The following is a 13,277-nucleotide window of genomic DNA, read 5'->3' on the forward strand; positions in this document are numbered from 1 at the left end:
TTCGGGGTACCGTGACAGGCATGACGTTCAATGAGAACGCCAACGTCGGGGGGAACACGGCGCGGCGTCGAGGAGCGGGCGCGGCGGTGGCGGGCGGTGGCATCGCCGGCATCGGCGCGATCGCCGTACTTCTGTTCCAGCTGTTCACCGGACAGGACCTGTCGGGCATCATTCCCACGGCGCCGCAGGCGGGCGCGGGCGAGGAGTCCGAGATCGCGCAGTGCGAGACGGGCGCCGATGCGAACACCAACGACGACTGCCGGCTCGCCGCCGGGAGCCTGGTGCTCGACGAGTACTGGACCGAGCAGATGCAGGGGTATCGCGCGCCCCAGCTCGTGATCGTGGACGGTCAGACGGGAACGGCGTGCGGCACGGCATCCAACCAGACCGGTCCGTTCTACTGCCCGCCCGAAGAGACCGTCTACATCGACCCGACGTTCTTCGGGCTGCTGCGTCAGCAGTTCGACGCGTCCGCGGGCGACCTCGCCCAGCTCTACGTGCTCGCCCACGAGTACGGGCACCACGTGCAGCACATCGCGGGCATCATGGAGCAGCATCCCAACAACGGCACCGGACCTGACAGCAACGGCGTGCGCACCGAGCTGCAGGCCGACTGCTTCGCCGGCGCGTGGGTGGGCGACATGACCGAACAGGTCGACGAGAACGGCGTGCCGTATCTGCAGGAGCCTACCCAGCAGCAGATCGCCGACGCGATCAACGCGGCAGGCGTCGTCGGCGACGACCACATCCAGCAGCAGACCGGCGGCGTGGTGAACCCCGAGTCCTGGACGCACGGCTCCAGCGAGCAGCGTCAGCGCTGGTTCGAGGAGGGGTACCGGGGTGGTGTCTCCGCGTGCGACACCTTCGGTGTCTCCGGGGGAAGCCTATGAACGAGCACCTCGACGCCATCCTCTACCCGCCCATCGAGCCCTACGACACCGGCCTGCTCATCGCCGGCGAGGGCCATCGCATCGCGTACGAGCAGAGCGGCAACCCCGAGGGCAAGCCGGTGGTGTTCCTGCACGGCGGTCCGGGCGCGGGCACATCGCCCTGGCACCGCCGCTTCTTCGACCCCGAGCGGTACCGCATCGTCCTGCTCGACCAGCGCGGATCCGGTCGCTCGACCCCGCACGCGAGCGAGCCGCACGCCGACCTCCGCCACAACACCACGTGGCACCTCGTCGCCGACCTCGAGCTGCTGCGCAAGAACCTCGGCATCTCGACCTGGCAGGTGTTCGGCGGTTCGTGGGGGAGCGCCCTCGCGCTCGCCTACGCGCAGGCGCACCCGCAGGCGGTGACCGAGCTCGTGCTGCGCGGCATCTTCACGCTGCGCCGCCACGAGCTGGAGTGGTTCTACGAGGGCGGTGCGGCATCCGTCGTCCCGGATCTCTGGGAGGACTTCATCGCACCCATCCCGATCCTCGAGCGGTCGAAGCTCATGCAGGCCTATCACCGGCGCCTCGCCGACCCCGATCCCGCCGTGCACGTGCCGGCCGCGGTCGCGTGGTCGCGCTGGGAGGCCGCGAACCTGACCCTCCTACCCGACCCCGAGCTCGTCGAGGCGATGTCCGAGCCTCGCGCAGCGGTGGCGTTCGCGCGCATCGAGAACCACTACTTCCTGCACGGCGGCTGGTTCACGCCGGAGCAGCTCATCGCCGGGGTCGATCGCATCCGCCACATCCCCGCCGTCATCGTGCAGGGCCGCTACGACGTGTGCACGCCGGCGATGACTGCGTGGGACCTGCACCGCGCGTGGCCGGAGGCGGACTTCACGATGATCCCGGATGCCGCGCACGCGGCGTCCGAGCCGGGCATCGCGGCCGCGCTCCGCGCCGCGACCGACCGGTTCGCCGAGGCCGGCGAGGCGGTCGAGGGCGCCGCGGCGGACGAGGAGTCCGGGCCGAGCAACGAGGGCGAGGACTCCGTCCGACACGAGGACGAGTCGGCCGAAGCATCCGTGTCGCGGGAGCAGTCGAACGACGACGAGGCTCCGGACGCTGCCGAAGGAGCCGAGTCACGAGCCGCGAGAGAGGTCTCGGACGGGGGTGCAGACGACGAGCCTGACGGGGCGGAAGCCTCGCCGTCCGAGCCCGAGGCGGCCGAAACTTCGCAGCCGGAGTCCGACGGGGCGGAAGCCTCGCCGTCCGCGCCCGAGGCGGCCGAAACTTCGCAGCCGGAGTCCGACGGGGCGGAAGTCTCACAGCCCGAGTCGGACGGGACGGAAATCTCGCAGCACGAGTCCGACGGGGCTGAGTCTGATGTCAGCGGTGCCCGCAACGCATACCGCTCGCCGCGCCGGGCTCGTCGCCCCTGAGCGCGGACGTCTCTCCCCGCACACAGCAGCGCCCCGCGTGCGCAGGAACCGCGCGACCCGGTCGTTGAGCGAGGGAGCGCCAGCGACCGAGACGAAACGCGCCGAACCGCTCGTCTGCGCCGGGTGCGGGCGTTTCGTTTCTGCGTTTCGACTCGCAAGCTCGCTCAACGACCACGTTCCTCGCTCGCTCAACGACCGGGCAGGGCGTGCGGCGTTCTCCCGTCGCTCAACGACCGGGCAACGGCGTGCGGCGTCGTCCCCCTCGCTCGCCGACCGCACGCGGAGAACGCCCAGCCGCACCCTGCTAGGGTGGATCATCTTGCAGCGCTTCACGCGCTTCTTGCGTCGTAGAACGCTTCCCCTCCCGCCGCCGCCCGACTCAGCCGCGCGATGCCGGTGATGACTTTCGTACGGCGACCCGTGGGCGAAATCCGCCCCGGCCACCGACAGGGCATCTGTGTGCCCGGAGAAATCCCCTCATGACTGAAACCACTTTCGGCGCGCTCGGCGTGCCGCAGCCCCTCGTCGACGCGCTCGCCGCGGACGGCAAGACCACCGCGTTCCCGATCCAGATCGACACGCTCCCCGACACGCTCGCCGGCCGCGACGTGCTGGGCCGCGGCAAGACCGGCTCGGGCAAGACGCTCGCCTTCTCCATCCCGATGGCCGCGCGCCTCGGCGGCAAGCTCGCCGGCGGCAACCGCCGCAAGGGCCGGCCGCTCGGCCTCGTCCTCGCCCCCACGCGCGAGCTCGCGACGCAGATCGACGCTGTCCTCGCGCCGCTGGCCAAGGCCTACGGCCTCACCACGACCACCATCTTCGGCGGCGTGAACCAGAACCGCCAGGTGCAGGCGCTGAACGCCGGCGTCGACATCATCGTGGCGTGCCCCGGCCGCCTCGAGGACCTCATGAAGCAGGGCTACGTGCACCTCGACGCCGTCGAGGTCACCGTCATCGACGAGGCCGACCACATGGCCGACCTCGGCTTCCTGCCGGGTGTCACCCGCATCCTGAACGCGACGCCGGCCGGCGGCCAGCGCCTCCTGTTCAGCGCGACCCTCGACAACGGGGTCGACAAGCTCGTCAACCGCTTCCTGCAGAACGAGGTGCTCCACTCCGTCGACGAGGCGCACTCGCCCGTCGCCGCGATGACGCACCACGTCTTCACGCTCGCCGACGCCGACGCCAAGAAGGACGTCGTCAAGGCGCTCGCATCCGGCACCGGCCGCCGCATCCTGTTCATGCGCACCAAGCACCAGGCGAAGAAGCTCGCCAAGCAGCTCACCGGCGAGGGCATCCCGTCCGTCGACCTGCACGGCAACCTGTCGCAGGCGGCGCGCGACCGCAACCTGGCGGCGTTCTCGTCGGGCAGCGTCAAGGTGCTCGTGGCGACGGATGTCGCAGCCCGCGGTGTGCACGTCGACGACGTCGAGCTCGTCATCCACGTGGATCCGCCCACCGAGCACAAGGCGTACCTGCACCGTTCGGGCCGCACCGCTCGCGCGGGCGCCGAGGGCGCCGTGGTCACGCTCGTGCTGCCCGAGCAGAAGCGCGACGTCTCGCAGCTGCTGCGCAAGGCCGCGATCTCGGTCGAGCCCGTGCCCGTGACGGCCGCCTCGCCCGCGGTCACCGCGCTCGTCGGCCAGGTCGCCGCGTACGTCAAGCCCGTCCCGGTCGTCGAGACGCCCCGCGGCACCAGCCAGGGCGCCAACGCGCAGCGCAAGCGCGCCGCACGCGACGGCCGCCAGGGTGCCGAGGGCTCGTCGCGCTCCGGTGCCGGCCGCCGTGGCTCGGGCCAGGGCGGATCCGGCGCGCAGGGCGCAGGCCGGGGCCAGGGCGCCGGTCGTGGCCGCGATGCCGCCACGACGCAGGACCGCGCCACCCACCAGCGCAGCGACCAGAGCGCCGGTCACTCGCGTTCGGCGCAGCCCGCGGGCAACCCGCGTACGCAGGGCCGCCGCGCGACGTCGAACGGCACCGGCAAGCTGATGGTCGGCTCGGTCGTCCGCCCGAACGGCACCAACCGCCGCAGCGGTCGCTGACCTCTCGCATCGCTTCCCGAAACGCCCCGACGCCTCGTGCGTCGGGGCGTTTTCGCATCCGGACGCTCGACGGGGAGCTCTGCGCCCACCGCGGCCCGCCGCCGCCCGCCGCCGCGCGCCTTGCCCACCTCGCCCACCTTGCCCACCTTGCCCACCTCGCCCACCTCGCCCACCCCTGCCACCGCGCATTCTGGCGAGTCGCCAGGATCCGCGCCTGCCGTGTGCGGTTCTTGGCGACTCGCACGCGTCGTCGGACCGACCGTCCGGGGGCGGAGCTGCGCTACCGACGGTGAGTCGCCAGGTTCTCCAGGCATTGTGCGCAGCTATGGCGACTCGCCAGAAATGTGCGGAGTGCGTACCGCGCCGGATGGTCCCTGAGGCGGCCCGACCGCGGGAACGTCGGCTGCCAGGACGACGAAGGCGGGTCAGACCCGGCGGCCGAGGATGAGGTCGGCGGCGACCTCGCCGATCACGATGGCCGGAGCGTTCGTGTGGCCGCGGATCACCGTGGGCATCACCGAGGCGTCGACCACGCGCAGGCCCGTGACGCCGCGGACGCGGAGTTCCGGGTCGACGACGGAGGCGGCATCCGTCCCCATCCGCGCCGTGCCGACCGGGTGGTAGAGCGTGTGCGAGTAGCGGCGCAGCGACATCTCGGCGCGCTCGGCGGGCGTCATGCTGTCGCCGTCAGGGGGCTGTACCCAGCCGCCGGTCGTGACCGCGCGCAGCGCCTCGGTGTCGATGAGACGCTCGCACTCGGCGAGTCCGGCGAGCATCGTCTCGGCGTCCACGCCGTCGGGATCCGACAGGTACGCCGGATCGATGAGCGGCGGCGCGGCCGGGTCGGCCGACGCGAGCCGGATCGTGCCGCGGCTGCGCGGGCGCAGCAGGATCGCGCCGATCGTGAGGCCGTGCGCGGGCGTCGGGATGAGCCCCTCGCCCACGTACGGCACCGGGGCGAAGATGATCTCGATGTCGGGCAGCCCCTCGGGTGCGCCGGCGCGATCGGCGACCTCGGTGCGGACGAACCCGTAGGCCTCGGCGACGTTGGAGGTCAGCATCCCCGTCCGCTTCGTCAGATACCGTACGACTTCGGCCGGCCTCTCGGCGTCGTGCAGGGTGCTGCTGTGCGCGGCCGGTGCGAGGCCCGCGACGAGGTGGTCCTGCAGGTTGGCGCCGACGTCGGGGGCCTCCACCACGGCGTCGATCCCGTGCTCGGCGAGGTGCTCGGCCGGGCCGATGCCGCTCAGCATGAGCAGCTGCGGCGTGTTGATCGCACCGCCCGACAGCACGACCTCGCGCCGTGCGCGGACGTGGCGGGTGATCCCGTCGATGTCGACGTACACGCCCGTCGCACGCGGCGCGGGGGAGCCGGAATCGAAGGTGACGCGCCGGACGTACGCGCCCGTCATGACCCGGAGGTTCGAGCGCCCCTTCGCGGGCCGCAGGTACACGTCGGCGGTCGAGGCGCGCGCACCGCGGCTCTCGCTCACCATCGTCTGCGAGAAGCCCTGCCCGGTCGGCAGATTCGCGGGGGTGACAGGATGCCCCGCCTGCTGCGCCGCCGTCAGGAACGCGGCCGTCTGAGACCGGGGATCCCGCTGGTGCTCGACGGGCTGGGGTCCGTGGGTGCCCTGCGAGCCGTCGGCCGGATCGGCCGTGCGCTCCACACGTCGGAAGTAGGGGACCAGGGCGTCCCACGACCAGATCGGGCCGGCGGCATCCGCCCACTCGTCGTAGTCGGCGGCGAAGCCCCGCACCCACATCATGGCGTTGAGCGACGACGACCCGCCCAGCGTCTTGCCGCGCGGCCAGTACACCGTGCGACCCTCGAGGGCGGGCTGGGGGACGGTGTCGTAGTTCCAGTCGTACGGTCCGCGGAAGAGCTTGGAGAACGCCGCAGGCACGTGCAGCCGGATCGAGCGGTCGGGTCCCCCCGCCTCGAGCAGCAGCACCGAGACGGCGGGGTCCTCGCTCAGTCGCGCCGCGACGGCGGCGCCCGACGATCCCGCACCGACGACGACGTAGTCGGCCTCCCACCCGTCGGCGCCGAAGCCGGCCGACGCGGACGCACCAGCGCGCCCGCGGGCGACCCGCCGCCTCACGCCTGCATCGCTTTGGCGAGCGTCTTGACCAACCCGGGCACCTTGCCGTCGACGAGGTAGCGCGTGAGTCCGGCGCTCACCTCCGCACCGGTGCGAGAGCTCACGAACCACGGCGGCGTCGGCAGGATCGTTCCCTGAGCCCGGCGCCGCAGCCGGAGCGTATCGCCCACGGAGCGCGGGAAGGGACGGAACGGCCCGCGACCCACCGACCGCTCGACGCGGTCGAGGAGGAGCGCGTTGTGCACGACGCCGATGCCGCTCGACACGTCGGCCGGCGTCGCGCCGGGGTACCCGCCCCACGTCAGGCGGGCGGTGAGGAAGTTGAAGGCGGTCCAGGTGTTGATCGCGATGTCGCCGTAGCGCAGGTCGGCGATCGCGCGCTCGAAGCCGTCGCCGAGCGCCTGCTCGGTGGCGGGGTCGATGAGCACGTTGGCGCCGAGCGTGCCGGTCAGCCTCTCGTTGGCGTGCGCCACCGCCGCGTCGAGGAACTCCTGCCCGGTGCCGGCGAGCTCCGCGACCCCGAGGATCGGCGCGAAGTACTCGACCGACTCGACGGGGTCGGGCCCGCCCCCGCGGCCCACCTCGACGATCGCGCGGGTGCGGTCGGCCGACCAGACGGCGTCCGGATAGGCGGATGCCGCGGCCTCGAGTCGCTCGTCGCTGCGGGGGTACCAGACCGGGCGCTCGGGTGCGGCGGCGTAGGCCGTGTGCAGTGCCTGCAGGAACTCGGCCCGCTGCGGCCAGTCCGAGCTCAGGATCACGACCTGACCGGCGATGCAGTTGTGTCCGGCGTTCACGAGCCGCATCGTCGCGACGTGCTGGGCCTGGTACTTCAGGTCGGCGGCCGACCATTCGCCGGGCACCACGATGATCGGCGAGACCCCGCCCAACTCGGCGGTGATGGGCACCTTCAGTCGCGGCTCGCCGGCCGCGCGGGCGGCGTCCGTGCCGGTGCCCCACACGATCGCGTCGAATGTCGGGGCAGAGCCGGTGATGTGGACGTGCGCGATGCGCGGGTGCGATGTCAGGTGCGCGCCCGTTGCGGCGCCGCCGCGCACGATGCGCACCAGCCCCGGCTCGATGAGCGGTGCCAGCGCGCGCTCGAACACCGGGATGAGGGCGTCCTGCGTCGGGTTGACCTTCAGCAGGGCGACGCGGTTGTGCGCGAACAGCTCGTACAGCACGTCGGCGACGGGGATCGAGGTGACGTTGCCCGCACCGAGCACCAGTCCGATGCCGCCGGATTCGGTCGGCGCCCGCTGCGCCAGCCCGGCCTCGTGGCGCGCCTGATCGGCGGTCACGCCGGGCTCGAACCAGACCTCGCCGCTGAACCCCGACAGCAGGAACTTCTCGGTGCCGTTCAGCGGGAACGTGTGCGCACGCAGGCGCCCGCCCGGCGCGGGGTCGATCGTCACGCCGTCGAGCGGGCTCCGGCCCGTCGCGAGGGCCTCGAGGGTCTCGCGGAGCGCGTCGAGCAGTCCGATGACGGCGTAGGGCCCGCCGAGCCATTCCTCTGCCGAGTACGGATCCCCCGGCTCGAGCCCCTTCGAGATCGTGGCGGTGTCGGCCCACTCCTCGGCGACCGCGCCCACGGCGTCCCGCACGCGGCCGAGCAGCCGCGCCCGCTGGTCGAGGGTGAGCGCGACCCACAGGCGCGTGCCCTCCTCGAGCCGGGTGATCGCGTCGTCGAGGGCGGCACGCTCCTCGTCCGGCAGCCCGCCATCGGAGGCACGGCCGACAGGGGCCTTCGGCCGCTTCGCAGGCGTCTTCCGGGGCGTGGCCGGCGTCGTCGACGACGTGGGTGACATGGGTTCTCCTTCGAACTCGCGCCGGGAACCCGGGTCGGGTGAGTCCGTCCCGGGCATCTTACGTCACCGCCCGCGGCACGCGGCACGCGGTGTCATGCTCGGTGCGACTCGATGCCATGGGTGCGCGCACAGCGTCGGAGGTTCTGCGCGACCCGACTCCGCGTCGCGGCGTGTCGGCGAGACTCTCCGATCCTGTGCCTCCGCTGTCGTGCTCATCTCCGCCGGGCGGGTGGCCGCGTCAGCGGCGCTCGATGTCGGCCCGGCGCAGCGGGTACCGCGCGAGCGTGAGCAGGCTCAGCCCGATCAGCACGGCGGGGGCGAGGCTGAAGCTCACGACGATGCCGGTGATGGCGGCATCCGGCTGCTCCACCATCTGTCCGCCCACCGACGAGACGTAGCCGGTCGCCGCGAGGATGAGCGCCAGCGTCGTCGCGCCGAGCGCGAAGCCGACGGTCTCGCCGGCGGTCCAGACCCCGCTGAACGACCCGGCGCGGCCCGTGTTCCCCTCCACCGCATCCGGCTCGGTGCGCTCGTCGTGCGAGATGACGTCGGGCAGCATCGCCATCGGCAGCGACTGCATACCGGCGTAGGCGATGCCCGCGATGGCCACGGGCACGTAGATCCAGTCGCCCGGCGCCCACAGCATGCCGAGGATCGACAACGCCGCGACCGCGAAGACGACGCTCGCGATGGCGAAGGTGCGCTCCTTGCCGAGGCGGCGTGCGACCACACCCCACGCCGGCGCGGCCAGCAGCGCCGGGGCGATGAGCGCGATGAACAGCAGCTCGACCGCCGCCTGCGAGTGCAGCACCCATGTCGCGACGTACTGCGCGCCGGCCAGCATGAGACCGGTCGCGAGGGCCTGCAGCACGAAGGTCGACAGCAGCATGCGGAACGGCCGGCTGCGGCGGAGGGCGCGGATGCCGGACGCGTAGTGCTCGCGGATCCCGACCGCCGGCGCGCTCGCCGCCGGCACGTCGGTCGAAGCCTCCGGGGGCGTGGGCCCCGCCGCGCCGCGGCGCGCGACGGCCGTGGCCACGAGCATCCCGATGCCGATCACGACACCGCAGACGACTCCCATCACCAGGTACTGGACGAAGGGGTCGTCCGAGACGCGGCGCAGCGCAGGGCCGCCCGCCCCGAACAGCAGGATCGCGAAGGTGAGCACCACGACGCGCCAGGTCAGCAGGCGCGTGCGCTCGTCGTAGCTGGGTGTGAGCTCGGCGGGCAGCGCGATGTAGGGCACTTGGAACAGGCTGAAGGCGGTCGCCGTGAGGGTGAAGGCGAGCAGCACCCAGATGCCTGCGACGACGGGTCCGAGCGAGGGCGGCACCGCGAACGTCAGCGCGAACAGCACCGGCAGTGCGAGGGCGCCGATGAGCATCAGCCGCCGTCGGCTGCCATGCCGCGCGAGGTCGCGGTCGGTCAGTGCGCCGATGACGGGGTCGATGACGACGTCCCACACCTTCGCCACCGTGATGACCGCGCCGGCGGCGAGCGCCGCGACGCCGAGCGAGTCGGTGAGGTAGTAGGTGAGCACGAGTCCGGGCAGCGTCGCGAAGCCGCCTGTGCCGAGTGATCCGGCCGCGTAGCGGGCGATGGTGGCACGCGTCAGGCGCGCCGGATGGATGCCGGTGGCTTCGGGTGCCGCCGGAGCCTCATTGCTCATCGCGCCAGTGTAGGTCAGCGCCGTGCCGGCGCCGATTCCGGTCGTTGAGCGAGGGAGCGCCAGCGACCGAGACGAAACGCGTCGAGCTTCACGACTGCGCCGGGTGCGGGCGTTTCGTCTCGCTCGTTCCACGACCGCGCTCGGCGCGCACCGCGGCCTCGACCGCCCGGAGGCCGGCGAGCGTCTCGGTGAACGAGGTCGAGAGGGGGGACAGCCCGATGCGCAGGCCGCCGGGGTCGCGGTAGTCGGGGATGACGTCCTGCGCCCACAGCCGGGCGGTGACCGCCCGCATCGCGGGGTGCGCGAGGGTGACGTGGCCGCCGCGGGCGGCGGGGTCGCGGGGCGACGCCACCGAGACGCCGAGCGGGGCCAGCAGCTCGTCGGCCACGCGCACGGCGAACTCCGTCAGCGCGATCGACTTGGCGCGGATGGCGCCGATCCCGACCTCCTCGATGAGTGCGAGGGTGTCCTGCATGGCGAGCATGCCGACGATCGGCGGCGTGCCCGAGAGGAACCGCCGCATGCCCTCGGCGGGCCGGTACTCCGGACCCATCGCGAACACGTCGGCCGTGCCCATCCAGCCCTGGATCGGCTGGGCGAGGCGGTCCTGCAGGCGCGCGGCGACGTAGGCGAAGGCGGGGGAGCCCGGGCCGCCGTTCAGGTATTTGTATGTGCAGCCGACCGCGATGTCGAACTCCCAGGCGTCGGCCTCGACCGGCACCGAGCCGGCCGAATGGCAGAGGTCCCACACGATGAGCGCGCCGGCCTCGTGGGCGATGCGGGTGAGGGCCGCGGCATCCGTGAGATAGCCCGATCGGTAGGCGACGTGCGAGAGCAGCACGACGGCCGTCTCGCGTCCGACGGCCGCACGCAGCGCCTCGGCCGAGACTCCGCCGGCCGTGTCGACGTCGATCCAGCGCACGCGACCGCCGCGCTCCGCGGCGATGCCGTCGACGAGGTAGCGGTCGGTGGGGAAGTTGTCGCGATCGACCACGATCTCGACGCGCGCCGCGTCGGCCGCGACGGCGGCATCGAACGCGGCCCGGACCATCTTGTAGAGCAGTACGGTGGTCGAGTCACCGATCACGGTCTGGCCCGGCGCGGCGCCGATCGCGGCGCGGCCCACGGCGTCGCCGATGTCGAAGGGGAGCTGCATCCACGACTCGTCCCAGCCGCGGATGAGGCGCCCGCCCCATTCATCGCGCGCGAACGCGGTGAGCCGGTCGATGCTCGCGCGCAGCGGCCGGCCGAGGGAGTTGCCGTCGAAGTAGACCAGCGACGTCTCGGCGCCGACGAAGGCGTCACGGTGGATTCGAAGCGCGTCCGACGCGTCGAGGGCGGATGCCTCGGCCTCGAGGTTCGACGCGGTGGTCCGGGCGGGGTCAGTGGTCGTCATGGATGAGCTCCTCGGTGGGGACGACGGCCGCGCCGCGCAGCCACTCGGCGATCTCTGCGGACTCCGCCGGGGGCGCGCCGGGCACGAAGGTGCAGACGCCCGTGGGCGGATCGGCGAAGGGCCACGGGTCGGCGAGGGAGGCGATGAGCGCGGGGCCGCGGACCCCCGCCCGGTGCAGAGCCGCGACCTCGTCCGGGTTGACGCCGACGGGCTGATCGCCGTTGCCGAGGTCGGTGCCGTACAGCACGCGCCCGCCGGCGGCGGCGAAGCCGGCGAGGTTCACGCGGGCGAACTCGGCCGCCTCGGGGTCGTGGCGATGGATGGCGAGCGTCGAGATCCAGACCTGTCCCGCCGCCACCGCGTGAGCCGTGAAGGTGCGCCCGACGAACGCGCTGAAGGGCGTGTGGGCGAAGCCGGCGACCCCGGCGTCGAGCGCGAGCTGCGGCATCCCCTCGCCTTCCGCATGCGCGACGACCGGCAGACCGCGCTCGCGGGCAACCTCGATGATCGCCGCCAGCGCGGCGCTGTCGAGAACCGGTCCCGCGGTGCTGTTGAGCGAGGCCTTGATGACGGATGCCCCGAACGACGCCTGCTCGTCGACTGCCGTCGCCGCACCGCCGGGAACGCCGGGGTGGGTCGAGGGATCCGAGATCTCGCGAGTGATCTCGGGCGGCGCCCATGAGCGCCCGACCGGATAGCCGCCGACCGCCGTGAGGAAGGCGCCGGCATACGCGACGCGCGGGATGCCGTCATCGCGGCGCGCGAGGGCGACCGGGTCGCCGCCGAGGTCGACGACCCCGGCGATGCCGCCCGCGGCGAGAGCCTGCTCGTCGATGAGATGCAGGTGCACGTGGTGGTCGGTGAAGGGCGGGAGCGACACGCCCTGCTCGCCCGTGAGAGCCCGGTGGCAGAGCGCCGCGTCGGGGCCGAGCAGCTCGCGCAGCGCCTCCGGGTCGTGCGACATCACAGCTCTGTCCGCACCGCGTACAGCTCGGGGAAGAAGGTCAGGTCGAGCGCGCGCTGAAGGAACGGCACGCCGCTCGATCCGCCGGTGCCGGTCTTGAAGCCGATGATGCGCTCAACCGTCTTGAGGTGGCGGAAGCGCCAAAGCTGGAAGTTGTCTTCCAGGTCGACGAGCTCCTCGCACGTCTCGTACGCCGCCCAGTGGGTCTGCGGGTCGCGGTAGATCTCCACGAACACCGGCACCAGCTCCGGGGCGTAGGTCCACGCCGTCGTCACATCGCGCTCGAGCAGGGCGGTGGGGATCGGGTAGCCCGACCGCGCGAGCAGCCCGAGGAACTCGTCGTAGAGGCTCGGCGCCTCGAGCGCCCCTTCGATGAGAGCATGCGCGGCCGGGTCGGCGGCGAACACGCGCAGCATGGCGGCGTTCTTGTTGCCGAGGGTGAACTCGACGGCGCGGTACTGCGCCGACTGGAAGCCGCTCGCGTTGCCGAGCACACCGCGGAACTGCCCGTACTCGGCGGGCGTGAGGGTCGCCAGCACCGACCACTGCTCGGTGAGCGTCTTCTGGATGTGCTTGACGCGGGCGATGCACTTGAGCGCGGGCGCCAGCTGGTCCTCGCGCAGCAGACGACAGGCGGCGCCGAGCTCGTGCAGCACGAGCTTCAGCCACAGCTCGGTGGTCTGGTGCTGCACGATGAACAGCAGCTCGTCGTGGTGCTCGGGCTTCCCGTCGCTGCCGCTGAGGGGCCGCTGGGCCGACAGCAGGGTGGGCAGATCGAGGTACCCGCCGTAGCTCATGCGGTCTTCGAAGTCGGTGACGACCGTTCCCTCGATCGCGCGGGTATTGCGTTCGACGCTCACGGCCTCAGCCTAATGACGAAGGATGCCGCGCCGTCAGGGCCTGCGCCGGGTTAGGCCCGTTTCGTCTCGCTTCGCTCGCTCAACGACCGGATCCGGCGTTTCCGGTCGTTGAGCGAGCG

General features: G+C 72.4%; 8 protein-coding genes and 1 pseudogene. 3 read left to right on the forward strand and 6 right to left on the reverse strand.

Annotated features, from left to right (window positions below):
* Window positions 1-20: 20 nt before the first annotated feature.
* From ABG085_RS01365 to ABG085_RS01375, 3 genes and pseudogenes are all read left to right on the forward strand, one after another.
* Entirely contained in the window at window positions 21-890 is an 870-nt protein-coding gene (locus tag ABG085_RS01365) for a neutral zinc metallopeptidase (protein WP_347977659.1), read from the forward strand.
* A pseudogene (gene pip / locus ABG085_RS01370) lies at window positions 887-1,855 on the forward strand (prolyl aminopeptidase); the annotation flags it as partial. The gene ABG085_RS01365 and the pseudogene pip, both read left to right, overlap by 4 nt.
* A gap of 938 nt (window positions 1,856-2,793) precedes the next feature.
* Window positions 2,794-4,356 carry a DEAD/DEAH box helicase gene (locus tag ABG085_RS01375; RefSeq protein ID WP_347977660.1) on the forward strand — a complete coding sequence of 521 codons (1,563 nt, stop codon included), beginning with the start codon at window positions 2,794-2,796 and terminating at the stop codon, window positions 4,354-4,356.
* Window positions 4,357-4,781: 425 nt separating this feature from the next.
* Here ABG085_RS01375 and ABG085_RS01380 read toward each other — a convergent pair whose 3' ends face one another.
* From ABG085_RS01380 to kynA, 6 genes are all read right to left on the reverse strand, one after another.
* Window positions 4,782-6,461 (reverse strand): GMC family oxidoreductase N-terminal domain-containing protein, encoded by a 1,680-nt coding sequence (locus ABG085_RS01380; RefSeq protein WP_347977661.1) that lies wholly within the window; start codon window positions 6,459-6,461, stop codon window positions 4,782-4,784.
* On the reverse strand, window positions 6,458-8,269 hold the full coding sequence (locus ABG085_RS01385) for an aldehyde dehydrogenase family protein (protein WP_347977662.1): 1,812 nt from the start codon (window positions 8,267-8,269) through the stop codon (window positions 6,458-6,460). The genes ABG085_RS01380 and ABG085_RS01385 overlap by 4 nt, the downstream gene beginning before the upstream one ends.
* Window positions 8,270-8,507: 238 nt before the next feature.
* A complete protein-coding gene (locus ABG085_RS01390; RefSeq protein ID WP_347977663.1) occupies window positions 8,508-9,938 on the reverse strand; it encodes an MFS transporter in 1,431 nt (476 codons plus the stop codon).
* An 88-nt stretch (window positions 9,939-10,026) separates the two neighbouring features.
* Window positions 10,027-11,334, reverse strand: a complete 1,308-nt coding sequence (locus ABG085_RS01395) for an aminotransferase class V-fold PLP-dependent enzyme (RefSeq protein WP_347977664.1) — start codon at window positions 11,332-11,334, stop codon at window positions 10,027-10,029.
* The gene (locus tag ABG085_RS01400) at window positions 11,321-12,298 is read right to left on the reverse strand and encodes a hypothetical protein (protein WP_347977665.1); all 978 of its coding nucleotides are present in this window, start codon (window positions 12,296-12,298) and stop codon (window positions 11,321-11,323) included. Before ABG085_RS01400 ends, ABG085_RS01395 begins: the two co-directional genes overlap by 14 nt.
* The gene (kynA, locus tag ABG085_RS01405; RefSeq protein WP_347977666.1) at window positions 12,298-13,158 is read right to left on the reverse strand and encodes a tryptophan 2,3-dioxygenase; all 861 of its coding nucleotides are present in this window, start codon (window positions 13,156-13,158) and stop codon (window positions 12,298-12,300) included. The genes ABG085_RS01400 and kynA overlap by 1 nt, the downstream gene beginning before the upstream one ends.
* Window positions 13,159-13,277 lie beyond the last annotated feature (119 nt).

It is taken from the genome of Microbacterium sp. ProA8, from assembly GCF_039905635.1.
GTDB lineage: Bacteria > Actinomycetota > Actinomycetes > Actinomycetales > Microbacteriaceae > Microbacterium > Microbacterium chionoecetis.